16 protein-coding genes are annotated in these 25,104 nt (G+C 38.7%); 10 read left to right on the top strand and 6 right to left on the bottom strand.

Translation table 11 applies throughout. From position 1 onward, the window contains the following. Positions 1–290 precede the first annotated feature (290 nt). The 9 genes from ACFIK1_RS06505 (at position 291) to ACFIK1_RS06465 (ending at position 14,766) form a co-directional block, all read left to right on the top strand. The gene (locus tag ACFIK1_RS06505; RefSeq protein ID WP_375662376.1) at positions 291–1,463 is read left to right on the top strand and encodes a BID domain-containing T4SS effector; all 1,173 of its coding nucleotides are present in this window, start codon (positions 291–293) and stop codon (positions 1,461–1,463) included. Between the two features lie 340 nt (positions 1,464–1,803). Then, positions 1,804–2,637, top strand: a complete 834-nt coding sequence (locus tag ACFIK1_RS06500) for a BID domain-containing T4SS effector (protein WP_375662375.1) — start codon at positions 1,804–1,806, stop codon at positions 2,635–2,637. A gap of 345 nt (positions 2,638–2,982) precedes the next feature. Continuing rightward, on the top strand, positions 2,983–4,269 hold the full coding sequence (locus ACFIK1_RS06495; protein ID WP_375662374.1) for a BID domain-containing T4SS effector: 1,287 nt from the start codon (positions 2,983–2,985) through the stop codon (positions 4,267–4,269). A 304-nt stretch (positions 4,270–4,573) separates the two neighbouring features. Continuing rightward, positions 4,574–6,538 (top strand): BID domain-containing T4SS effector, encoded by a 1,965-nt coding sequence (locus ACFIK1_RS06490; RefSeq protein WP_375662373.1) that lies wholly within the window; start codon positions 4,574–4,576, stop codon positions 6,536–6,538. Between the two features lie 318 nt (positions 6,539–6,856). Next, entirely contained in the window at positions 6,857–10,093 is a 3,237-nt protein-coding gene (locus ACFIK1_RS06485) for a BID domain-containing T4SS effector (protein ID WP_375662372.1), read from the top strand. A gap of 778 nt (positions 10,094–10,871) precedes the next feature. After that, on the top strand, positions 10,872–12,443 hold the full coding sequence (murJ, locus tag ACFIK1_RS06480; protein WP_273790944.1) for a murein biosynthesis integral membrane protein MurJ: 1,572 nt from the start codon (positions 10,872–10,874) through the stop codon (positions 12,441–12,443). A gap of 60 nt (positions 12,444–12,503) precedes the next feature. After that, a complete protein-coding gene (trpS, locus tag ACFIK1_RS06475; protein WP_375662371.1) occupies positions 12,504–13,574 on the top strand; it encodes a tryptophan--tRNA ligase in 1,071 nt (356 codons plus the stop codon). A 62-nt stretch (positions 13,575–13,636) separates the two neighbouring features. Then, positions 13,637–14,128, top strand: coding sequence for a universal stress protein (locus ACFIK1_RS06470; protein WP_375662370.1), 492 nt, complete (start codon positions 13,637–13,639; stop codon positions 14,126–14,128). 59 nt (positions 14,129–14,187) lie between these two features. Next, complete coding sequence (locus ACFIK1_RS06465; protein ID WP_375662369.1) at positions 14,188–14,766, top strand: NifU family protein; 579 nt, start codon at positions 14,188–14,190, stop codon at positions 14,764–14,766. Between the two features lie 1,403 nt (positions 14,767–16,169). Here the strand turns inward: ACFIK1_RS06465 and ACFIK1_RS06460 are convergent. Both ACFIK1_RS06460 and ACFIK1_RS06455 read right to left on the bottom strand, forming a co-directional pair. Further along, the gene (locus ACFIK1_RS06460) at positions 16,170–16,505 is read right to left on the bottom strand and encodes a zinc ribbon domain-containing protein YjdM (RefSeq protein WP_375618296.1); all 336 of its coding nucleotides are present in this window, start codon (positions 16,503–16,505) and stop codon (positions 16,170–16,172) included. A gap of 1,072 nt (positions 16,506–17,577) precedes the next feature. Then, a complete protein-coding gene (locus ACFIK1_RS06455; RefSeq protein ID WP_375655288.1) occupies positions 17,578–19,206 on the bottom strand; it encodes an alpha-D-glucose phosphate-specific phosphoglucomutase in 1,629 nt (542 codons plus the stop codon). Between the two features lie 216 nt (positions 19,207–19,422). On the opposite strand from ACFIK1_RS06455, the gene ACFIK1_RS06450 reads away from it, so the two are divergent. After that, complete coding sequence (locus tag ACFIK1_RS06450; RefSeq protein ID WP_375634401.1) at positions 19,423–19,947, top strand: peroxiredoxin; 525 nt, start codon at positions 19,423–19,425, stop codon at positions 19,945–19,947. 84 nt (positions 19,948–20,031) lie between these two features. Here the strand turns inward: ACFIK1_RS06450 and ACFIK1_RS06445 are convergent, their stop codons facing one another. The 4 genes from ACFIK1_RS06445 to pyrF form a co-directional block, all read right to left on the bottom strand. Continuing rightward, on the bottom strand, positions 20,032–20,253 hold the full coding sequence (locus ACFIK1_RS06445; protein ID WP_375662368.1) for a hypothetical protein: 222 nt from the start codon (positions 20,251–20,253) through the stop codon (positions 20,032–20,034). A 567-nt stretch (positions 20,254–20,820) separates the two neighbouring features. Next, a complete protein-coding gene (locus ACFIK1_RS06440) occupies positions 20,821–21,354 on the bottom strand; it encodes a replication protein (protein WP_375662367.1) in 534 nt (177 codons plus the stop codon). A gap of 590 nt (positions 21,355–21,944) precedes the next feature. Continuing rightward, complete coding sequence (hisS, locus tag ACFIK1_RS06435; RefSeq protein ID WP_375662366.1) at positions 21,945–23,429, bottom strand: histidine--tRNA ligase; 1,485 nt, start codon at positions 23,427–23,429, stop codon at positions 21,945–21,947. A gap of 351 nt (positions 23,430–23,780) precedes the next feature. Then, positions 23,781–24,626, bottom strand: a complete 846-nt coding sequence (gene pyrF / locus ACFIK1_RS06430) for an orotidine-5'-phosphate decarboxylase (RefSeq protein WP_375634394.1) — start codon at positions 24,624–24,626, stop codon at positions 23,781–23,783. Positions 24,627–25,104 lie beyond the last annotated feature (478 nt).

The following is a 25,104-nucleotide window of genomic DNA, read 5'->3' as shown; positions in this document are numbered from 1 at the left end:
TTCCAACAGAACTCTTTATACCAATCATTTTATCTCCATTACGCCCACCAATTGTTTTAAAATGTTACAAAAGATAGTCCTAAAAATGAATCCTATAATTTACTATAACTTATTGATAATATTTCATAAAAAAACTGTATAAAAGACATAAATGTCCATTACATATCAATATGAATAGCGTGAAGTCTTTGGAGACCATTCAGTTTGATATTCTTCTTTTGTCCTAAAAATATCAAAAAAGTGGGGAATGCGCCAAAGAGGTTTTCTAAAAATATTGAAAGGAAACAGCCATGAAAAAAAGTCACCCAACTCCTTCTACCAATGTAGAGGAACTAAGACGACAATTTGAACAACAAAATCTAGGAGCTTCTAATATAGGAGACCTCTACGCAAAGGTTAACAAACCACCCAAAGAACAGCGCACCCCACAACAATATACACTTCAACAATCACCAGAAACGGTCTTTGCTCCCCAAAAGCCACTTGAACAACAAAATCTAGGAGCTTCTAATGTAGGAGACCTCTACGCAAAGGTTAACAAACCACCCAAAGAACAGCGCAACTCACAACAATATACACTTCAACAACCACCAAAAACGATCTATGCTCCCCAAAAGCCACTAGGAAATTCCTATGACAGACTTGGTGGGAGACCGAGTGATGGGCGACGCACCGACAGACTCGTAAACCCCTATTCAATAACGGATCTGGCGGCGCAAGGTTGGCAAACACCCTACGACACAGTTGGTGGAGGTGCACAGGGTGGACGACATCCCCAAGAACCAGAACATCTCTATGCAGAGCTTGATTTTGGTGCAAATGGTGGACGCTCTCCCCAAAGATCACTCGAATCTGTCTATACAACGGTTGGCATGGGGGCTGAAGGCGGGCAAGAGTCTGAACAACTAGAAAATCCCATCTATCTAGGCGTTGGCGGAAATAGAATCTCCCCTCCCAGAACCCCAAAAGATGTGGTTACAACAAGGCTTTTACAAAACACAAGCTTTCAATATGGTGTAAGAGAAATCCAAGAGCGATGCAAAGTTGTTTATGGAAAAGAACATGCTTTGAATGGACCACTTGCGAAGATCCTTGACGATCCTCAAAATGCAGAACAAATCTTATGGGACCTTGCAGAAAATCCTCAAAGCGCTGGTAAGCTTGCAGGTCACAAAATACTTGGTGTAAAATCTCCAAGCCGCAGAGAAGCTGAAGATGAGTTTACCCACCTTTGCTCAGCTCTTGAGAGGCATATACATACGGCACAAAAGCTCCATAAACAGTTTACACGTGAACAGGAAAGAGAAAGAGGTCAAAAACAAGAAAATCCAGAAAGAGAAGCAGAACACAGACACCACCACCACCACCATCATCATCACGCAAGAGGACAAGAACAAAATAGTCCAGAGTACAGCCCACAACGACAAAGACATGGAGAAAAAGGAATGGCTTTTGCCATGTAAGTGGACATAAACGTAAAAACAGATAGTTTTTGTTTTTCATGTAATTTTTTTTCAGTGAGTTTCTTGGCGCAAATCGTTTCATCGGGATTGCGCCAAGAGTTGTTTTAAAATATTACAAAAAATAGTTCTAAAAAAGAATCCTATAATTTATCATAACTTATTGATAAAATTTCATAAAAAAACTGTATAAAAGACACAAAGGTCCGTTACACTACTCCCGAATAGCGCGAAATCTTTGGCGGTCATTCAGTTGGATATCTTCCTTTATATAAAAGTTATCAAAACTAAAAGTGGGGAATGCACCAAAGAGGTTTTCTAAAAATATTGAAAGGAAACAGCCATGAAAAAAAGTCACCCACACTCAGAAGCCAAGAGCCAAGAGCCCCTCTATGCACAAGTTAATAAACAAAACAGAGGAAACCAGCGCACCCAAAACCAAGAAGAAGAGCTAATATACGCATCAGTTAGCGAAATTGACCCTCTTTCAAGAGGGAGACACCCTAAGCAAAGACAGCGAGAAACTGAAACCGATTACACAACGGTTGCTCCCCCAAAACGTGAAGAGGAAGTTCTATACGCATCAGTGAGCAGCGTTTCTCCTCTTTCAAGAGGGAGACACCATAATCAAAGACAACAAGAAACTGAAACTAACTACACAGAGGTTTCTCCACAACAAAAAGGAAGATCATCTTCACCTTCTCTCACAACTGACCAAAAGAGTGTAATGCTTTTAAAAAATCCACAGGTCCAAGCACGTGCAGAAGAGGTCATACATTGGAGTAAAATTGTTTATGGCAATGATACAATTTTCCAAAAACATTTGCAAAGCATACTTACAGATCCCAATAAAGGAAAAGAGCTTTCAAATCAACTTGCTGAAGATCCTGAATCTATACATAAGCTCGCTGGCCGTACCGCACTTGGCATAAAAAGTCAAACACGCAAAGAAGCTGAAGAGGGTTTTAAACCGCTTGTTGACGCCATTGATGATTATACAAAGGCTGTAGAAAGAGCCACAGAGAGGCTATCGCAAACCCCTCTAGCGGAACAAAGACGCCATCATCACCATCATCACCATCATCGTCATCACGAAAGAGGACAAGAACAAAATAGTCCAGAACACAGTCCACAACGACAAAGACAAGGAGAAAAAGGGATAGCTTATGCCATGTAAGGGGGCATAAACATAAAAACAGATCAATTTTTGTTTTTCATATAATCTCTTTTTCAGTGAATTTCTTGGCGCAAATCGTTTTATTGCGATTGCGCCAAGAATTGTTTTAGAATGTTACAAAAAATAGTCCTAAAAATGTACTTTGTGATTGACCATAACTTATTGATAATATTTCACAAAAAAACTATATAAAAGACACAAATGTCCATTAAGCTGATTGCAAATAGCGCAGATCTTTGGAAGCTCATTCAGCTCGATATTTCTTTTGTCTCAAAGCGATCCAAGTATAAAAGGCAAGAATGCACCAAAGAGGTTTTCTAAAACAATTTTTGAAAGGAAACATGCATGAAAAAAAAACACCCTCATCCTTTTCCATCCTCTTCAATACAAGAACTTATAAGGCTCTATGAACAAGCGGCGGCAGAGGTCTCAGGCGCAGCCCCCCTTCCTAAAGAAACACCTTCAAAAAGCAAAAGACTGTCATCCATACCGGAAGAAGATGAGGAAAGACAATCTCTTTTAAGTGAAGAAACTGTACATGCATCAACAAATCCAACAGCTTCGTTAACAAGAGGCGGCTCTACCAAAAGGCAGCAAAAACCTGAAACGACACACTCAACAGTTACTTCACAAGTTACCCAAAGGACAACAAGAGTTCTCTCAGAGGAAGAAATCATTCTATTGCTTCCACACCATTCATTAATTAGAACCTATCAAGAAGAAATCCAACATTTATCCGCAAGTGCCTATGGTAACCCAAACATTTTGCAAGAAAAAATGCAGGAAATTCAAAGAAATCCCGCTGCAGGAGAAGAGCTCTCATGGCGCATGGCAGCCCATCCTGAAAGTCTTGCTAAACTTTCCGGCACCAGCATGTTGGGCTTTAAAAATCGAGTGCGTAAACAAGCGGAAGAGTGTTTTTCCGCTCTCAGTATCACCGTTGATTGTTATACAGAAGCCGTAAAACAGGCAAGAGAGAGCCTCTTACAATCTCCAGAGCAAGAACTCAAAAACTATGAACGCTTTATGGGGAAGGAAGCCGTCGCTGAACTTCTAAAAAAACCAGATCGTTCCCAAAGGGAAAAAGAAACGCTTTCAGAGACAGAAATTTCTACCCAAATTCAACAACATTCAAAAGTCAAAAGACACCATGCCCAAATCCAATATTGGTGCGGAGTTGTTTTTGGCAACACAAACATTTTGCAATCACAAACAGAAGAGCTTTTCCGAAACCCTGAAACAATAGAACAGCTGGCACAGCAACTTGCCGGAAATCCTCAGTCTTTTAACAAATACACTGGTCGTAACTTTTGTGGCTTTAAAAATAAAGCACGCAGACATGCTGAAGCGGGTCTTTCTCACCTCATTGACGCCGCTGACAATTATGCAACAGCTGTAACACAAGTAAGAGAAAGCCTTTCAAAAACTCAGCAGACAAAACAAGAACACAATGAAGCACCTTCTAAGAGAGCGCAAAACTTGCACCAACAACAAAGCGTCTCACAGTCTGCTCAACGTCCCGAGCCTTCAATAGTAACGCATGAAGGAGCAACACCCTCTACGCAACAAAGAGAAACAGATATTCGTCCTCGCAAAACTGCCGCCCCAAAAGCGATGGCTTTTGCCAGCTAAACAGACATAAGTTTTCACGTTGAATCTAACGTCTTGGCGCAACACAGGAAAGAGGTGTTTGCGCCAAGAAAGAGAGAAAAATTGAAACAAAATTTATTTTTCTGTCCCTTAACCCAAACACTGAGAAAATAATCTTTAGAGAATGATTATGATCTGAACCATGAGAGTCAAATCGTGCGAGAGCATTCAGTTTCATATCCTCTCTCATAAAAGCAAATGAAAAAGCATAAAACAGAATAAAAACCAACGTACATTTTTAAATAGTATTTAAAAACAATATTGGAAGAGTTTGAAAGGAACATGTATGAAAAAAAGAAATCCCTCCCCTTTTATCACCGAAATGATGGAAAAATTTCAACAACCGGCTGAACAATCCCCCACCAGAACCCCTCCTTCCCAAGTTTCTCAAAGTTTGCCAAAAGCAACTGTAGAAAAACGCCCAGAAAATTTATCCCCCCACCCAAAAGTTGCTCCACCACCACCCCCTCGTATGAAAAGCCCAATGCAAACCAGCACAATGCCTCCTAACGCCAAAAACCAAGAGGCGCCTCCCCCACAAAAAAAAGCAGCCCCACAAAGACCCCCGCGTGCAAAAGAGAGGCAACAACATAAACCGACAGTTCAAGAGTCCCCCTCCCTACAGACAAAAGTGGCTCCGCCCCTTCCTCCACGCATGAGAGAAAAAGCACAAACCGGCACAAAAATCCCCAACTCAAAAATCCAAGAACACTCCTCTCCGCACACAAAAGCAGCTCCACAAAAACCCCCGCGTGCAAAAGAGAGGCAACAACATAAACCAACAGTTAAAGAGTCCCCCTCCCTACAGACAAAAGTGGCTCCGCCCCTTCCTCCACGCATGAGAGAAAAAGCACAAACCGGCACAAAAATCCCCAACTCAAAAATCCAAGAACACTCCTCTCCGCACACAAAAGCAGCTCCACAAAGACCTCCACGCGCAAAAGATAAGCAACAAAACAAAACAACAGCTCAAGAGGGAGAACATCTCTATGCAACGCCTACTCCGCAAACACCCCCACGCATGAGAGACAGAGTGCAAAACGGCACAAAAATCCAAAATCCTGAAACACACGAACCAAGTGTTAGACCCAAAACACTATCACATATGAAAATCAGGCAGCAAAGCAGTTCATCATCACAAGACAGTGGAACATATGCCGTCCCGCCTTCAAGAAAACCGCACCGTATGGAAAACAGAAAACAAAGCGATACTGTCGTCCAAAAGCCTGCCTCTCCACACACAGCAATTGAACAACCAAAATCGTCTCACGAACAAAAACCATCTATTAATACAATGGAAAGAGAGCTATTGCTCGTAGCATATCAAGAAGAAATACGATTTTTGTGCGAAAAGGTTTATGGCGACCGGCTTATTTTAAGTGAAAGAATAGAAGCAATCAAAGAAAACCCCGATATGGGAGAACAGCTCTTATGGGATGTTACAGAACAGCCTAAGTCTATTTCTAAGCTTGCTGGTAGAAAAGTTCTTGGCATAAAAAACCATGCGCGCAGAAAAGCTGAAGAAACTCTTCCCACCCTATGTGCTGCCATTAACGGTTATGTGTATACTTCAAAATATACAAAAAGTGAAAATATTTTACAAGGTTCTCACACGGAACAACAACATCAGCGACAAGCACAAGAGGAAGAGCTAACAAATCAACATTTACAAAATCCGCTCAATTCAGAAAAGAAAATACAGCCTCTCTCAAATGAGGAAATTGCCCGCAGAGTTCAAAAAGATCCATCGGTTCAATATGGTCAAAGAGAGATCCAATATTGGTGCCAAATTGTTTATAAGGATCCATTTATTTTGCAATATAGAATAGAAGATATGCAAAAAATTCCAGAGATGGGAGAAGAGCTTGTATTTCAAATTGAAAAGGATTGTACATCTGTTTCTCCGCTTGCTGGTAGACAAGTCCTTGGCATAAAAAATGGAGCACGCAAAGCCGCTGAAGAACATCTTCCTACTCTTTGTACCGTCATTAAGGAGTATGCTGAAACTGTAAAACAGTTAAGAGAAACCATTGTGCAAAACCATCAGGCAGAACAACAAAAACGTTATCAACCACCTACCGATCTCGATAAAAAATTACAAAAGCAGCAAAGCTTATCGCAGCCCCCAAAGCTGCCTGAACGCTCAACAGCAAAGCGGCATCAAGAAGTTGCAGAAACTTCTAGACAGGAAGACCAGCCGCATGTTCGACCGCGCAGAGCCGAAACATCAAAAGCAATGGCTTTGTCGTGATAAATCTCCTAATTGTTGGCTTTTCATCCAAAACTTTGGTGCAATTATCTTGCCAAGATTGCACCAAAGACGGTGTATGAAATACAGAAAATTTTGAATAAGACACCCCATTATTTTACAGAATTCATTGATAAAATTTCACGATAATACTTTATAAAAATTACAAACTTTAACTTTGTTCCATGCGAATAAGGTCAATTTTTTCAATCATTCAAATAGGCATTCTTCTTTGAAGAAAACACTATGAAAATAACATAAGGCAAAAAATGTAAACAAAAAAAATCAAAAAATAATGTTACCATTTGAAAGGAAATATGCATGAAAGAAAACACAGAACATTGTGCCTCCTCTACACAGGAAGAATTGCAAGAACAACACTCTGTAATTAATGCAGCCATTTCAAAGCAAATCAATGAAGAAGCGCAAAATTTTTTCTACCCCAATAGCAAAGTGCTTAAAAATAAATACCGCATCAAAGATAAAGAAATATTAAAAGAATGCTGTTCTAATGATGTAAAAAAAGAAATGATAAAACTGCACCAAGAACCTCTACCAGAGCAGTTTAATGCCTCTTATCTCAAATACCTTCATCAACGCCTCTTTTCCCGTGCATTTGAATGGGCCGGACAAACACGCGAAGAGCCTTTTACATTTGAAGATGGCACTGTTGCTTCTATGCCCATTTTGAAAAAGAAAGAATTTACAAAACCTTTTGCGATTGGCAGAAAAATACAGGAGGGACTAGAAAAGTTAGATAAAACGCTTGCTGAAAAGAATAATTTACAAGGCTTAACGCGCGAAGAATTCGTTGAACAAGCAGCTAGTATAATGATAGACTTGCACCACTTGCATCCTTTCAGAGAGGGCAATAGGCGCACAAAGAGACTGTTTGTTGAAAAACTCTCTCAAGCAGCAGGACATGAGCTAGATTTTTCTCTTGTGAGCAAAAAACGTAAAGACTTTGTCCGCGCCGCTGCCATGGAACATGGCAACCCAGAGCCTATGAAGCATCTGCTTGAAGATATCTCAAATCCAGAAAAATTGCTCCTCTTACGAGAATTCACCAACTCTATGAGAGAGCTTGGATTGGATGAAAAAAATTATCATCTCGCTGTCGTTGCAAAAGAAGGAGAAACCTATCATGGTACCTATAGAGGCAGTGGACCCAATGGCTTCATGCTTGATGCCAACGGGATTTTCATCTTGGGAAATAAAAAAGATCTCACCCCAGAGCAAATACAGACATTAAAAATCGGTGATACCCTCTCCTTTACAGCACAAAAAGTTCAAAACCCAGAAAAAACCCAGCAAAAAACATTGCTTCCAGAAGAAAAAAGAGCCACTCTTAAAAACGATGAAATAACTGAAAAGAGCAAAGACAACGCATCCATTCAAACAAAGAAAAAAGAACAAGCCCATTTTTCACCGTGGATTGTCCCTCATGCTTTACATGACAGCGTTGAAGTTATGCCCCAAAGTTTGCAAGAACAAGAAAAAGAACAAATGGCACAACCAATTGCTCAATCGGCTTCCGCTATGAGGCAAATGCAAAAAGATTTTCAAAAAAACATTTTACAGAGCAGTAATACAGCGACAAATAATTCAATATCTGTCAAAATGACAAAGGAGACACGCTCTGATCATCAAGAAAGAACAAAACAGCCCCCAAAAAAAGCAATGGCATACTGGGATACTGGTGCAAGAAAAACGGACACCATCCCTCTCACCTTACAGGAGAAATTATCCTCACCGCCTGAAACCGAAGAAAATAAGACAATACACCGTAATTTCTTTTACCCCAATAGTATCACCTTAAAGAATAAATATGGAATAAAAGACTATGGAAAATTAAAAGTGCAATGTGCCCATGATACAACAAAAGCAATCATTCATCTGCGCCAAGAAGCGCCACCACAAAAACTAACCTCCACATATCTCCAATATATTCATCACACCCTATTTAAAAATACTTTTGAATGGGCCGGACAAACACGCGAAAAACCATTTACATTTGAAGATGGTACCGTTGCTTATATGCCAATGATGAAAAAAGCTGGGATTTCTTTTGCCTCAGCAAAACAGATACAGGAGAATCTAGAAAATTTAGATAAAATACTTGCTGAAACGAATAGTTTAAAAGGCTTAACCCGCGAAACATTTGTTGAACATGTCACTGAAATGTTGATACAGCTCAACTATACACATCCTTTCAGAGAAGGCAATGGACGCACGCAACGAATGTTTTTTGAAAAACTTGGGCAAGTTGCTGGCCACACACTCGACTTTTCTCTTGTAACAGAAAAACGTATGAATCTTGCCAGTATTGCATCGCTAAAACATAACGATAAAGAAGAAATGAAACATCTGCTTGAAGATATTTCAAATCCAGAAAAAACACTTATTTTAAAAGAATTCATGGACAGTATGAAACATATCGGGCTTGAGAGTATTCATCATTATCTTATTATAACAGCAAAAGAAGGTCATACCTATAAAGGCTTTTACAGAGGCAGTGGACCCAATGGCTTTATGCTTGATGCTAACGGAATTTTCATCTTGGGAAATAAAAAAGATCTCACCCCAGAGCAAATACAGACATTAAAAATCGGTGACGCCCTCTCCTTTACAGCACCAAAAATTCAAAACCAGCAAGAAGTGCTTATCCCCGCACAAACAATAGCCCCCCTTACCAACAATGAAATTGCCACAAGGATAAAAAACAACGCATCCATTCAAGCAAGAAGAAAAGAAATAGAAACTTTGTGCCAAATCATTTATGGCAATCGTCATATTTTGCGGGAAAGAATTGAGATGATCCATGAAAATCATACTGAAGGAGAACAACTCACCTATCAAATTACCACCTCTCCCCAATCGATTTCTAAGCTTTCTGGTAGCAATGTATTTGGCATCAAAAACAACGCGCGCGCCCATGCTGAAGAAAATATTTTGCCCCTCTGTAGAGCCATTGATCGTTATATCAATATTTCTAAACAAACAGAAAGAGACATTCTCCATACCCATCATGTAAAACAAAGGCGGTGTGAACAGTCGGTAGAAATGCCTAAGGCTTGGATGAAAAATCTCCTTTCCTTGTCAAAAGCACAACAGCAAGAAACTTTATCAAACTCTCCTGAATTAAGGGGAGAGATAAGGACTTATATCAAAAAAATCAATGAGCGCTTATCTTCAAATGAGCATGAAGTTATAAAAGAAAATAATCCTGAAAGACTTGCGAAGAGTCTTGGCACATCAACCATCAAAGCAAAAGAGATTATGGAAATAGTCAAGCAGATAAAAGAGATAGAACCGCATATACAACCCATGTATTTTTATAACCATAAATTCGATGAGCGCTTAGCACCAAACCAGTATCAATCTATCCAGCATCAATCTATAAAGAAAAATAATGAAAAAAAATGTTCCAACACCCTTGATAAAGAAGCAATTAAAGTGCAAAAAATGATAGAAATCGTCAATCAGAGTCCCAAAAGACAAGAAAATATTCAACCTCACAAAACGGAGCACATAAAAGCAATGGCAATGAATATCTAAAAGGTTTATAAACTTTAACTTTTTTGCCCCCTCTGGTAAAAATGATAGCCTTTACCCCCCCTCTGCCTTCATCGGCAAATCAATTGCACCTCAACGAGAATGGAAACCATGAGAGAGTAATTTTATCTTATTTCCTCAGATTTTATCCTCATCAACTGTGAAAAGAAACCTGAACAGCAAAAATGCTGTTGAAAGATCATATCTTCCTATCCTCTTGTTTATGTAATCTCTAAAACAGGAGGGCAGACAAATTTTGGGAGAACATAAAGCCGTAAAAGTGAAAACCAATCACCAGCTTTACCATCACCTTTTAGCTCAGCCTTACGACTTTTAAAAACATCTAAAGCGCTGTTTTTTTTAATAATGAAAATTGCGCATTGCTCCACGCTTTTATTTTATTTGCATTCTTTTAATAGGGTCACACCCCTCACATAAAACAGAACGGTATTGGGTTGCACTATTCACGACATCACACCATAAAGAGAAATTATCATTATATATCCCTACATATCCCTTCAAATTGTTGTGATATCACTCGCATATTTCAGTTTGAAAAAGAAATTTTAATTATTTTATGGCAACAATAAAAACTTTAATGCAACAGTAAACAAGGAGCATAAAAAAGTCTTCAAGCACCATTGTTGACAGAAAGATAAACACCGTCGTAAAACGCTTACAAAAAGTATCCTTGATTAGGATAGAGATCAGATTTTTACGATTTAAAACGCTTTATTTCTCCTGTCATCGCTTCTCTTTACAACAAAGCTGATATATCTTTATGACATTGATTAAAAAAATTGCAACAGTTGCTTCCGGAACCCTCATGAGCCGTATTTTTGGCTTCGTACGCGAAATGCTTATGGCCGCAGCCCTAGGGACAGGTCCTGTTTCTGATGCCTTTAACGCTGCTTTTCGTTTTCCCAACACATTTCGTCGTTTTTTTGCTGAAGGTGCCTTTAACGCTGCTTTCATTCCTCTTTTTGCAAAAAAAATCACTGAAGAAGGTCACGAAACGGCATGCAAATTTGCAGAAGAAGTCTTTGGCGTTCTCTTTTCGCTGCTCTTACTGTTAACGATTGCGATGGAACTGAGTATGCCTTTTTTGGTACGAACCATTATTGCCCCAGGTTTTACCGAAGATGCAACAAAATTTAACGCTACAATTCACTTTACTGCAATCATGTTTCCCTATTTAACCTGCATGTCGCTTGCTGCCATGATGGGGGGCATGCTTAATGCGCTGCGACGCTATTTTATTGCCGCCATTGCCCCACTCTTTTTAAATATTATTCTGATTGGTGTGCTTGCCTATGCTTGGATCTATAAACTTGACGCTTGGCATATTGGCTTAAATCTCTCTTGGGGTGTATTGGCAGCAGGGCTTCTTCAGCTCACCTTAATTGCCCTTGCTTTGCGTCAAAGTGGAATGAAAATTTCCTTCCGCCAGCCCCATTTAAGTCCTAATGTTCGTAAGCTATTAACTTTAGCATTCCCAGCAGCCATCACAGGTGGCATCACGCAAATTAATTTGCTTATTAATACCAACATTGCTTCTAGTCAATCGGGTGCTGTCTCTTCTTTGATGTATGCTGATCGTCTTTATCAATTGCCTTTAGGCGTAATCGCCATTGCCGTTGCAACCGTTCTTTTACCAGAGTTAACACGCGCTTTGCGGAGCAAAAAGCATAAAGAAACCCACCATTTACAAAATCGCTCTATTGAATTAACATTGTTGTTAACACTTCCAGCATCCATCGCTTTTTTGCTGCTCTCCACTCCCATTGTCAGTTTGCTCTTTGAACGAGGACAATTTACCAGTCAATCAACACACCATGTTGCACAATTACTGGAACTTTATGGACTAGGACTTCCAGCTTTTGTTCTCATTAAAGTCTTTATTCCTAATTTTTTTGCTCATGAAGATACCAAAACACCGATGATTTTTACAGGTATTTGCGTTTTCATCAATATCAGTCTCGCCTTAACATTATTTCCTATTCTATCTGCACGAGGCATTGTTATTGCTGAAATTACCTCTGGATGGGCCAACACCCTTTTGCTGTGGAGTGTCCTTATCAAACGCGGTTATTGGAAATACGACTTCCAACTGATAAAGCGAATATTATGTCTCATGATGGCAACTCTTTTGAGTGCACTAGCCCTCTATTACGGATTGAATGTGTTTGGTTTTTTGTCTTTTCCTTTATCCTCACAAGCATCATTTTTCTTGCGCGCGATCACCTTAGCTGGGATCATGATTGGCATATTTTTGATCTATTTTAGTGCCTATTTTTTATTCAACACCCGTTCCTTTTTTCACACGCTTAAAAATTTGAAAAAACGCTCATAATATCTATACTTTGTCAAAAACAATAAAATGAATAACCTTAATTGAAGAAAGAGCACTCCTATGGATACCTTCACACCACTTGTCTTTTCCGGCGTACAACCGAGTGGTCATTTACATCTTGGCAATTATCTTGGAGCCATTCAGCGTTGGGTTGAACTGCAAAACTCTCATCACTGCCTCTATTGTGTTGTGGATATGCATGCGCTCACAGTCAACCCAGATCCCCTTACTTTACGCGAATCCACCAGAACAGTGACAGCAGCCTTTTTAGCCTGCGGTATTGATCCTCAAAAACACATTATTTTTAACCAATCACGTGTTTTTCAACATGCTGAACTTGCCTGGATTTTTAATTGTGTTGCCCGTATCGGCTGGCTTCAACGCATGACACAATTTAAAGATAAAGCGGGAAAAGATCGCGAAAAAGCATCCATCGGGCTTTTTGCCTATCCCACTTTGATGGCTGCTGATATTTTAGTTTATCGTGCAACGCATGTTCCAGTAGGCGAAGATCAAAAACAGCATGTTGAACTCACACGCGATATTGCACAAAAATTTAACAACGACTATGCACAGCGTATTGCCGAATTAAATTTTGGTATCTCTATGCAAACAGATGAAGAAAAAAGACAAGGCTTTTTTCCCCTCCCAGAGGCGCTTATCGGAACAACAGCCACACGCGTTATGTCTTTGCGCGATGGGACAAAAAAAATGTCAAAATCAGATCCTTCAGATTTTTCACGCATTAATTTGACCGATGACGCTGATCTTATCGCAAAAAAAATACGCAAAGCCAAAACGGATTCGGCTCCTCTTCCCGATACCCTAACCGCTTTAAAAGAACGACCAGAAGTAGATAACCTGCTTGGTATTTATGCCGCCTTTGCCAAAGTTAGCAAAGAAAAGATTCTTTTAGAATTTTCTGGTCAACAATTTTCGCATTTTAAAACAGCTCTAGCCGACCTTGTTGTCCATAAGCTTGCCCCTATAACAGAAGAATTACGTCGCCTTCATCAAGAAAGCGGTTATATCGACTCTGTTTTGCATGATGGCGCTAAACGTGCTAGTATGCTCGCAGAAGAAAATATGAAAAAAATTCGTGAAATTATTGGATTTTTGCACAATACATAAAAATAATAAAACTAAAAACTGTAGAGAGCAAAAAAATCGTTTGTACAAAATAGAGAAAGTGCATGATTTCCAAACCCCAAAATCCGAAAAAAGAACCAAAGAAAAAAAACTTAGTTATTATCGATGAAACACCAGAGTGTCGGCGTGCCGTTGCGTTTGCCGCACAGCATGCCCAAAATACCAGTAGAACATTGGTATTACTTTGTGTCGTTGATAGTGTAGAATTTCAACATTTTCTGGGTGTTAACAACGTTATGCGTACAGAATCAAAGCAAAGTGCTCATAAAATATTAGGAGACATTGCCAATGAAGTCCGCACCACCCATGCGCTTGAAACAGAAATAGTGGTGCGTGAAGGAAAAAAAATTGATGAGATTTCCAAACTGATCGACGAAGATAAAAGGATTGCACTCATTGTTTTAGCAGCCAGTGGACATACAGAAGGACCAGGACCCCTTGTTCAATTAATCGGGAATAAAGGGACAGCTTTTTCAATCCCTGTCATTGTTATTCCTAGCAATCTTGCCGATGAAGATATTAGATCTATTGCCTAAAAAATATAATATTATACAATGTAAGATCTTCCCAAGCCTTCATTATAAAAGGAGAATCTATGTTTATTCAAACTGAAACCACCCCAAACCCTGCAACACTTAAATTCCTGCCAGGACGCGTGGTTCTTTCTGAGGGCGTATTAGAATTTCGTGACCGTGAAGAAGCAGCTAAAAACTCACCTTTAGCGGCTAAACTGTTTAATATTCCCAATATCAATGGTGTCTTTTTAGGTTATGATTTTATCACCGTAAGCAAAAAAGAAGGGGAATGGCAACATCTTAAGCCCGTCATTTTAGGCACAATTATGGAACATTTTCTATCCAATGAGCCAGTGATCACCACCAACGCCACAACACAAGCACAAACCCATGCCCTTAACGAAGAATTTTATGACAAAAAAGATGCTGATATTGTCTTAACCATTAAAGAGCTCCTTGAAACGCGTATCCGCCCCGCAGTTGCCAATGATGGTGGAGATATTACTTTTCGTGGATTTGAAAATGGTATTGTTTATCTCAATATGCGCGGCGCCTGTGCTGGATGTCCCTCTTCAACGGCAACCCTCAAACATGGTATTGAAAATCTTTTACGCCATTTTATCCCTGAAGTTTTAGGCGTTGAAGCCATGCCACAATAAATATTGACCTCAATAGGTAAAATAACCACACCGATTGCCCCTCTTCAACAGCGCTCAAACATGGAGTGCAAAAATCTTACGTCATTTTATTCCTGAAATTTTAGAAGTAAGCCATGCAGCCATAAAAATAGAGTATTGTTAAAAAATCTGTCAAATAATGATATCTTCACTCACCTTGCTCCTCCACATATGCCTTAAAAAGCTTTCTGCCCTTTTAAGAGCATAAGTTGTTTCAATAAACCAATTTATACGTACACAGAAGTACAACGCATGAGCGTGCACTTTAAATTTATTTTATCTCATCATCTTGTCATGCAATTTTAACCAAGAAAATACACCCCGTTACAAAAAAGAAAACCCAAAAAAGAAAACATTGCAAGATAGAGTGCCCATTTGCTTCATCTTTCTCAGCTCTCCAAACGATAAAATCATGCAAAATACTTCTTGTAGCAAGCCGGCACCATCATTATATCTGCGAGCCCCCAATGTTGCGACAGCCCTTGGCACTTAAGACGATTCATAAGAGCCATTTTTACTCCTTTCTTTCCTCACTTTACCCACACGCCAGCCCCGCGTGTGGTGTGCAAGCAAGTGATTTTAATTGATTCAACATGGAACAGATTTGAAATGAGAGAATCCCACGTTATTCGGGGTTCTAATTCAATATGAATAACGCTAATTTATTATTATAAATCAATATTTTGTAGCAGCAAGTTGACAAAGATCACATTTTGCAACTTGAATGAGAATTCTGACATTCTTCTTATTTCAATTCTGTTTATGTTGCACCAATCAAAATCGTCCGCTTACACAGCACAAACTGGATAATAACAAAAACTATTTTTAATAGCGCTTATGCACACTTTTATAAGAGACTGTTGCAGAACTAAGAGCTGGAAAATGAATGACAGTACGACCTTGTCAAGATCATAGCGTCCTTTTTCCATTCTTAAAATCAAGAATTCCCCCTATCATTTTCAATCTCATTTCCATAAATATAACGAAAAAGGTGTAACTACCCATAAAAAATAAATACATCGAAGCCAAATCTATTATGGTTGTTTGAGAAATTATCTGATAAAAAAGAAAGAATATTTTTTCAATTCAGCAGGAATAAGTTTGTCTACTTTACGGCGTTGTTCTTCTCATAAAGCGCATACTTTTATTGTTGCTTGTGAGTCAACATCCAGTCCCCCATAACCACATATTAAAAGAAAAGAAAGTGTCGCTATTTCTCTGCGAGACATGGCTTTGCAATAAAGGAAAACATATTGCTTCTATCTGATTGGTGTGATCTATGAAACAAGAAAAGAAGCCCATTGGAGAAAAATATGCCCAATTAGAGAAGAATGTAAAAATAGGAAACCAACGAAATGCAAAAACAATTGCAAGAAAATAAATGCCTAAACTTTTTTCACAAACTCCGACTTTAAACTCATCTGACCAATCCCAGGAATTTTGCAATCGATATTATGATCCCCATCCACCAAGCGAATATTCTTTACCTTCGTCCCCCCTTTTAAAACAGATGAAGCGCCTTTTACTTTCAGATCTTTTATCACCATAACGGTATCTCCGTTTGTTAAAATCTGACCATTGGCATCATAAACAGTATTGACAAGAACCGTATCATCGTTTTTTTGTGGCCATTCATGTGCGCATTCAGGACACACAAAATTTTCACCATCTTCATAAGTATAAAGACAATCACAACGAGGACATTTGGGATATTGGGTCATAAATTCCCCTTATTAAAAGAAAAATCATTCATTATGACTGGTCATAAAGCAAGAAGTGCTTATTGTCCATTATTTTAGAAAAACATTTCCCTTTGTTTCAACTCTCATCTGCCAACTGTGTTTATGAATGCCCTCATCACATACCATACATGGGTTTATAAAAATGATTATCATTATACAACTCAAATAAGCCCCCCGCATATCATAAAATTTACGCACTGCATTCTCTCTAATAAATTAATCAAAATCATTTTCTTATACATCACCAATGCAATTAACGAATGGATAACAAAACAATTAGAAAAGGAACATCTCTGAATAAAACGTTCTCAGAGAGCTAAAAACTATTGCAGCATTGAGAAACAAGAAAATGATGTCCCCAATTAACCTTTTATTTAAGTAAAGATAACAGTCATAATATTAGAGAATAGACTGATTTATAATCATAGTTAATGGTTTTGTATATTGAATGAGAGCCGATAAATAAGCTGAGATTCTCTCAGCCCCTTTTACATTGAAACAAGCAAAGCCTTTTGCATGTTACAAGTAGGAAAAGCCGTGTAAAACGATTATCCAAAATACTAAACACTCTCAAATATAAGAGCCAACATTGAAAGCGGGCAAAGTGAATAATGGTGCCGTCTTACTCTCTCATAAGCGTAAAAATGGTGCTGCTCAATGGATGGCTGGTTATCCCTTTCAAAGCAACACGCATAAGATGCGTTTTTAGTGTCTTGAGAGAGAAGCTTCTTTAAAACAAACATATGAAATGTGCAATAATGATCGTATTTTGTTTTGTATGAGAAACATTCCCCTATTAAACAAAAATTTCTATCAAGCCATTGAGCAAACCCATTGGACATAAATGCTCCGATTATGCTCGATTATAATTTCCTACAGCATTTAGTTTTAAGAATCCGGCAGTTTTAGGAATCCGATTGATATGTAAGAGAGGAAAAAACAAAGAGAGCTTGAAAATGGAAGATCTCCCTTATGCACATAAAATCACGCCCCTAAAATCACACCCATGTGATCAATCATCATACCTTTACAAAAAAACATTCCAATGATCTTAGGTGATAATATCAGGGTGATCTCTCCCCAATGCTTGTTGTATATTTAACAGTTTTAATGCCACCTGTTGCAAAGGTTTAAGAACGTCTTGCGGATTAAAATTGTGTTTGCGCGGATCACTTTCATATTGTTCAAAATAAAGCCGTAAAGTAGCACCTAGCGTCCCTGTTCCCGACAAACGAACCACCAACCGTGCGCCATTCTCGAAAAAAATACGGATACCTTGCTGCGTACTAACGCTCTGATCAACGGGATCATGATATGTAAAATCATCTGCTTTTTTGACGAAAAATCCAGCAATTTCAGTTCCTGCATGTGGTAAGTGCGCACGCAAATGCTCTATAATTTCCAAAGCTTTGTCTGCTTCGACTTCTTCATAATCATGCCGTAACGTGTAAAAACGCCCATAGGTGTGCCAATGCTGTTGAACAATTTGTGCGACAGTTTTTTCTGTTACCGCTAAAAGATTTAACCAAAATAATACAGCCCATAAACCATCTTTTTCGCGGATGTGATGAGAGCCCGTTCCAAAGCTTTCTTCACCACAAAAGGTTACTTTTCCCGCATCCAAAAGGGTTCCAAAAAACTTCCATCCCGTTGGCGTTTCAAAAAAGTTTAGTCCTTTTTTTTCCGCAACCAGATCAGCAGCACGCCCCGTCGGCATAGAACGTGCTATCCCCACCACGCCTTTCCGATATCCTTTAATGAGGTGTGCATGTTCAGCCATAATAGCCAAAGAATCCGAAGGCGAAACAAATTGTTGACGACCAATAATGAGGTTACGATCTCCATCACCATCAGAGGCTGCGCCAAGATCTGGTCCTTTCTCTGACATCAATAAATCATAAAGAGCCTTGGCATAAACCAAATTGGGATCTGGATGACCGCCTCCAAAATCTGGCAAAGGAATACCATTAACCACCGTCCCTTCAGAAAATCCTAAACATTTTTCAAAAATTTCATGAGCATAAGGCCCTGTTACCGCATGCATGGCATCAAACCGTAAAGTAAGACCTCGATCAACGGCCTTGGCAATACAGTCGAAATCAAAAAGCTCCTGCATCAAAGCAACATAATCAGCGACAGGATCAATAATATCAATCCGCATGGCTCCCATAAAGATCGTACCTTGCCTATCTAAATCAATATCTGGTGCTTCAAGAATTTTATAAAAAGAAAGACGTTGCGATGTTGCAAAAATAGCATCACATAAAGAATTAGGAGCGGGCCCACCATTGGAAACATTGTATTTAATACCACAATCTCCTTCTGGACCACCAGGATTATGGCTTGCAGAAAGAATAAGTCCACCATGGGCATGAGTTTTACGAATAAGATGCGAAACGGCAGGTGTAGAAAGAATACCGCCCCTTCCCATTTTAATAAGAGAGACACCATGCGCCGCCGCCATCTTCAACACAATCTGAAGGAGAGTACGATTAAAAGTGCGCCCATCCCCCCCAAGAATCAACATTTTTCCTTCAAGAGGCCCAATGTTATTAAAAAGAGACTGTATAAAGTTTTCTACATAATGGGGTTGTTGAAAAACAGACACTTTTTTGCGCAAACCAGACGTTCCCGGTTTTTGCCCCTCAAAAGCCGTGGTTAAAACTGTCTTTACGGTCATATCAATCCTTCATATTCTTTCCTTTAACTTTAAGGTGAAGAGTATCCAAAGTCGACCATTAATTCTACTTGACGGAAGTGTGAAATATTTGCACACTCACCAGAAGTAAGAATTTTTAAAGAAGCCCTTTTATTTAAAACGCTTTTTGCCATATGTTTTTAAATACGAAGGCTGTTTTAAAACAAAATTTTCGTAAAAGAATACAGGAGCATCATAATGATGAAAAAAACAGTTCCCAATGTAACATTCCACACACGCGTACGCGATGAATCAGTGGATGGAGACAATCCTTATCGGTGGCAAGAAGTTAACAGCGATGCTTACTTTAAAGGAAAGCGTGTTATTCTTTTTTCTCTTCCTGGAGCTTTTACCCCTACTTGCTCAACCTTTCAGCTGCCTGATTTTGAAAAACTCTATGATGAATTTAAACAAGCGGGTATTGATGAAATTTATTGTCTTTCCGTCAATGATGCTTTTGTCATGAATGCTTGGGGAAAAGCACAAAATATCAAAAATGTGAAATTAATTCCCGATGGCTCTGGTGAATTCACGCGCAAAATGGGTATGCTGGTTGCAAAAGACAATGTTGGTTTCGGCATGCGATCATGGCGCTATGCAGCTGTTATTAATGATGGTGTAGTTGAACAATGGTTCGAAGAAACAGGTTTTTCAGATAATTGTGCAACAGATCCTTACGAAGTTTCTTCACCACAAAATGTTTTAAAAGCCTTGAAAAGCTAATTCCCCCAATCGTCTATTTAAACAAAATTTTACGACACAAATCTCCCTCCTCAGGAAATTTGTGTCGTTTACTTTTTGCAACCTCTATTCGTGAAAGCAGACACGATAAGTTGATTGTGCGCCTTCAGTGAGAAAATATTCCAACAATAATTTTTCAATAAATCTTTCATGTTTTAACGGCTTTGCAAAAGCTTGGAAAATTGCCGATGAAAAATCCCGTTGTAGCGCTAAAAAATAAAGAGCTAAAAGCTGTTGCACGCTATCAAAAAAGGGGGATACAATTGCCAAATGCGCAAATTCATGCAAAAACTCTCTCGGAAACATCAAGGATTAACATATAGATAAACTATGCAAAATCAACGCTCAGCTCCTCATATTGAGAAAACCTTTATGTTGAAAATGGTTTGATTTATAGAGATAATTTATAATTTTGCATTATTGAATGTGAAAGCTGAATATCATAAGAGTGTCTCATTTTATCCCTTCTTATATTGCAACCATCAAAACCATTTTCTTGCCCACAACATGTGGGATTGGCATATGAATAAACGATTAAAAAGAGTGAAAATGCTTCTCGTAAATGCTTTCAAAGGCGAAAGCTGTGAACATCAAGACTGCAAGGTTCACAAAAGCATCAAGAGGGAAAATACAGATCAAACATTTGTTTGAAGAGGCGCACAGTTCAAATTAACTTATGTCTCATAAAAAGAAGCAAATATGGTATAAAAACTGCTCTGCATAAAGAACCGTTTATAAAGAAGATTCAATCAAAAAAATCCCGCAAACATTCCAATTCACATACCATAAACAGACTCATTACTGTTCTCATAGCCATTTATTCTAAGCTTTTATTTTTCTCTAAGAGAAAAACGGTTAAAGAAGTTGTTTATTCGGGTATTCTACCGTAAAGTGTGCTTCTATCTCTTCCTCTTCATCGAACTCAAAATCTTCATCACATTCAGGAAGACCAAAAATATCTGGATTGATGAAATAACAATCTTTTTTTGTCCCCTTCGCTACAATTTTATTTGTTTCTAATTCTTTGATACCTTCTTTAAAACTTTCAAAATTAAGATATTCTGGTTCTTGAATTGAAAGATCGCAAGTCAAAAATTCTTCAAGAATATCATGATCCAATGTTATCTGATCAAACCATAAGTCCACATCATCCCCCTCATCTAACATTTTCCCTACCTGCCACAACATCACAAAAAATGCTTTCATACCAGTAAATGATAACCCAAAAATCATACGCCGACACGACGAGGCGCCTGAAAAGGTAATTTGCGGAAGATCTTCAAATCCGAAATTTGAAGGAGGAAGTTTAAATGATTTTCCAATATTCTCAGGTCTTTCAAGAATAAAGGGATTTCGTTCATAGAGCAGAGTAAAATCATATTGGACCATTTTCATTTCTCCGTTAAAGAATTGACTTTATGAAAAATGCATATTATTAGTAAGTTACCATTATGGCAGCTTACAATTCATCCAAACATGCTCCTGTAAAAAATTGTTCGATTTAAGTCATTCCATTGTTTTTTGAAGCTTAAAAAGTCTTTTAGGATAAAACGCTCTAGTTCTCCCTCCTTTTGCAATAAGGCTAGATTTTGTAATGTCCAAGAAGAGAACATCAAAGGATTTGATACTCATAGATGAGAATTCAAAGATGAAGCCAATATGAACTTGTCAATATTTTTATAAACTTTTGCAGAAGCGTTACGTGAAACCCTTTAATTTTCTCAGAGTTTTTGTTCGTTACAATTTTTTTTGCTCATTTTAACGCATTATCATCGCATCCTCAGAAGGGCACGTTTTATAGCAAATAGCGCTTATTTATCTCTTAAAAAATCTCTCTTTTATGCCGCACGCACTTCAAAACCCCGCTTTTGAACGCGTGCACCAACACGTATAAACGAGCAAAGCACAAATTTTAAAAATTGAATTTCAAATTTCCAAAATATTTCGAACAATCACTTCGATAAAGACTTTTACCATTATCATTTTTGGGCGGCTAAAATATCCTGTACTGTTTTGACCAATTGATCTTCATAAACCGTCACTTGTGCTGGTCGACTTTCACGCCATGTTTGATTATCCTTAATTTCATGAGACAAACGCGCCCCTTCAATCAAATCTTTAATCTGTATTTTTCCGCTCTCACGTTCTTGTGAGCCTTGGATAACCACACAAGGCGCTTGGCGTCGATCTGCATATTTCATCTGCGCTTTTATCCCCGATGCCCCCAAATAGAGCTCAGCACGAATTCCCGCACCACGCAACTGCATCACCATTTTTTGATAACCAGCAACCGCCTCTGGCTCTTTATCCATCATCAGCACCACAACCGGCCCTGTTGTCTCCTTCATAGGCAACTTTCCAAGATTTTGCAAAGCAGCGATCAAGCGTGAGACCCCGATTGAAAAACCTGTTGCTGGAATGTTTTCACCACGAAAGCGTGCCACCAATCCATCATAGCGCCCACCACCACCAACGGAGCCAAAAACAACTTTCTGCCCATCATCATTGAAAACATCAAACAGCAACGTAGCCTCAAAGACAGGACCTGTATAATAATCCAGTCCACGCACCACCGATGGATCAATCTTGATACGATTCTGAAAGCCATTTGCGGCAAAAATTGCTTGCATTTCCTCAAGCTCACGAATTCCCTCACGCCCTTGAACATGATCACCAACCACTTCTTTAAGAGCCTCAAGCGTTTCTTCTGTTGTTTCAGCTCCAGCAGCAGTTAAGGTAAGAATACACTCAATCTCTTTTTCCTTAAGCTCCGCCCCTTTTGTAAAGTCACCACTTTCATCCAAACGCCCTTTTCCCAAAAGCAAACGCACCCCTTCAGAACCAAATTTATCCAGCTTATCAATTGCTCTTAAGACAGTTAAGCGCTTTTCAGCCTGCTCATTTCCCCCCAAACCAATTTTCTCTAAAACACAATCGAGAATTTTTCGGTTGTTCAGACGAATGGCATATTCATGATGCTGAAACCCTAGTTTTTCCAAACTATCGGCTGCCATCATACAAATTTCGGCATCAGCTGCTACCGTTGGTGTTCCAACAATATCCGCATCAAACTGCATAAATTGCCGAAACCGCCCTGGACCTGGTTTTTCATTGCGAAAAACAAAGCCAAGACGATAACTGCGATAAGGCTTTGGCAAAACTTCAAAATTCTCGGCAAAATAACGAGCAAGAGGCGCGGTAAGATCATAGCGCAAAGACATCCATTGCTCATCATCATCTTGTAGCGAAAAAACGCCCGCATTTGGACGATCTGAATCCGGTAAAAACTTACCCAGCACATCTGTATATTCAAAAATTGGAGTTTCCAGTGCTTCAAAACCATAAAGTTCATAAACTTCACGAATTTGCGCAATCATTGTTTCAGTTGCATACAACTGTGCACTTGTACGATCAACAAACCCCCGGGGTAAACGGGCTTTGGTTTTTTCTTGTTTTGATAACATATTTTTCTCTAACAACAATATATATATTCACCGATAACGTGTGTCTATCTTATAGAAACAAACGCTGCAATAACTTTATCAACTGGAAACTGGTAACAATATACATAAGCTTTTGCTTTTAAAAGATGCAAACCTTTACCCTTAAGGCAATCTACTGAAAATATTTGCATTTTCAATAGGAACATAGCCCCCCGCTCAACATGAAATGCCCGCTTAACATTCAATGAAAAGACATCTGTGCTTGTTGAAAGAAACCTCAAAGCGACTGTTGATTCTGGATAAATCGGAAGCATCCCCCTCAAAAGCCCTCCCTTTCAGAATTCTTCAGATTTATTACAGATGCAAAAATCCTCAAGACATCAGTGTGCTTTGCGCTTGTTCTGCAAAATGATTGATAACATTTTTTAAATCAACAATATTTCGTCCAGCATCTGTAATAGAGCGTGATACAGAGGGAATAACATTCTGCCAAAGTCTTTGTGGAAATTGATTTGCTAGTTGTGTCATTGTTCCACCTTGAGCGCCAATACCCGGAACGAGAAACAGACTATTTTTTAACTGCTCGATTGTGTCTTTTGATTCAGATCCTAATGTCGCTCCTATAACCGCACCTATGGGGCCAATATTATGATAAATAACCGAAGACTGACTATTATAATCACAAATACACTGTGCAAGATGAAGAGAGAGTGTCTGATCACCAATAAGCGCATTTCGTATTTGTTTCCCCTCTGGATTAGAAGACTGAACAACCACAAAAACCCCTGCTCCTGTTTCTTCTGCAACCTTTATCAGAGGAATAAGAGCATCAAAACCCAAAAAAGGATTAACTGTCATGGCATCCACCTTGAACGCACTACTTGGACCAAGCCAAGCCTTACCATAGGCTTCAGCAGTAGAGCCAATATCCCCCCTTTTTGCATCCGCCAGAACCAATATGCCTTGTTCGTGTGCATTTTCAATCAGTTCTTTGAGAGCTTGAAGACCTTCCACACCATATAATTCAAAAAATGCGACTTGCGGCTTTATAATACCCACTTTACCAACAACTGCTGTTAAGAGAATATCACAAAAATCTTTTAGACCTTTATAATCAAAGCTTAGTTTCCACGATTGCAAAACTTTATGGCTCGGATCAAAGCCAATACAAAGAGGTCCATAGATTTCACGATTTTTAAAAAAAGTTGAACGAAACATTTTATATCCTAACAAGATCTCTCTTTAAACTTTTTGATACAATCAAAAAGAAAAGCATTTGTCAAAAGAATACAATAGCGAAAACACAAAGAAAGAGCTCTCTATACAAAATGTGCTTTTATTTATGAAACATAAATATATTCCCATTCGTAACGCTTATCATATGTTTATCAACCAAAACATTGTCATGAGATAAAAATTCAAATTTATGAAAGAATATAAATAAAACAGCATCTATATTATAATGACCTCATAAAGCCCTATAGGCATGCCTTGTCGTTTTCACCCCCCTTTTTTATGATCAACAAAAACTCTCTATGAGCGCGCTTTAAACAAAAGTTTCAAAAGAAAATGCCCCACCATGATGATCTCGATCTTAACTTTAGATCTTTCCTATTCCTTTTTAGCTGCTCTTTATCCCTTTTGGAACATAATTAGCAAAAAGGCATTGTATCTCCAGCATATTCAAGGAGATAAA

Source organism: Bartonella sp. OC16QHHD (assembly GCF_042194035.1).
In the GTDB taxonomy this organism is placed as follows: domain Bacteria; phylum Pseudomonadota; class Alphaproteobacteria; order Rhizobiales; family Rhizobiaceae; genus Bartonella.
The sequence above is the reverse complement of the archived record's forward strand: the minus strand, read 5'-3'. Positions and strand labels throughout refer to the sequence as shown.

What these genes read in the sequence shown, in the direction of transcription:
- pyrF (WP_375634394.1), bottom strand. Translation starts at nt 24,626, where the DNA reads ATGTTTCGTTCAACTTTTTTTAAAAATCGTGAAATCTATGGACCTCTT.
- ACFIK1_RS06505 (WP_375662376.1), top strand. Translation starts at nt 291, where the DNA reads ATGAAAAAAAGTCACCCAACTCCTTCTACCAATGTAGAGGAACTAAGA.
- ACFIK1_RS06470 (WP_375662370.1), top strand. Translation starts at nt 13,637, where the DNA reads ATGATTTCCAAACCCCAAAATCCGAAAAAAGAACCAAAGAAAAAAAAC.
- ACFIK1_RS06455 (WP_375655288.1), bottom strand. Translation starts at nt 19,206, where the DNA reads ATGACCGTAAAGACAGTTTTAACCACGGCTTTTGAGGGGCAAAAACCG.
- ACFIK1_RS06450 (WP_375634401.1), top strand. Translation starts at nt 19,423, where the DNA reads ATGATGAAAAAAACAGTTCCCAATGTAACATTCCACACACGCGTACGC.
- murJ (WP_273790944.1), top strand. Translation starts at nt 10,872, where the DNA reads ATGACATTGATTAAAAAAATTGCAACAGTTGCTTCCGGAACCCTCATG.
- hisS (WP_375662366.1), bottom strand. Translation starts at nt 23,429, where the DNA reads ATGTTATCAAAACAAGAAAAAACCAAAGCCCGTTTACCCCGGGGGTTT.
- trpS (WP_375662371.1), top strand. Translation starts at nt 12,504, where the DNA reads ATGGATACCTTCACACCACTTGTCTTTTCCGGCGTACAACCGAGTGGT.
- ACFIK1_RS06490 (WP_375662373.1), top strand. Translation starts at nt 4,574, where the DNA reads ATGAAAAAAAGAAATCCCTCCCCTTTTATCACCGAAATGATGGAAAAA.
- ACFIK1_RS06500 (WP_375662375.1), top strand. Translation starts at nt 1,804, where the DNA reads ATGAAAAAAAGTCACCCACACTCAGAAGCCAAGAGCCAAGAGCCCCTC.
- ACFIK1_RS06440 (WP_375662367.1), bottom strand. Translation starts at nt 21,354, where the DNA reads ATGGTCCAATATGATTTTACTCTGCTCTATGAACGAAATCCCTTTATT.
- ACFIK1_RS06465 (WP_375662369.1), top strand. Translation starts at nt 14,188, where the DNA reads ATGTTTATTCAAACTGAAACCACCCCAAACCCTGCAACACTTAAATTC.
- ACFIK1_RS06495 (WP_375662374.1), top strand. Translation starts at nt 2,983, where the DNA reads ATGAAAAAAAAACACCCTCATCCTTTTCCATCCTCTTCAATACAAGAA.
- ACFIK1_RS06485 (WP_375662372.1), top strand. Translation starts at nt 6,857, where the DNA reads ATGAAAGAAAACACAGAACATTGTGCCTCCTCTACACAGGAAGAATTG.
- ACFIK1_RS06460 (WP_375618296.1), bottom strand. Translation starts at nt 16,505, where the DNA reads ATGACCCAATATCCCAAATGTCCTCGTTGTGATTGTCTTTATACTTAT.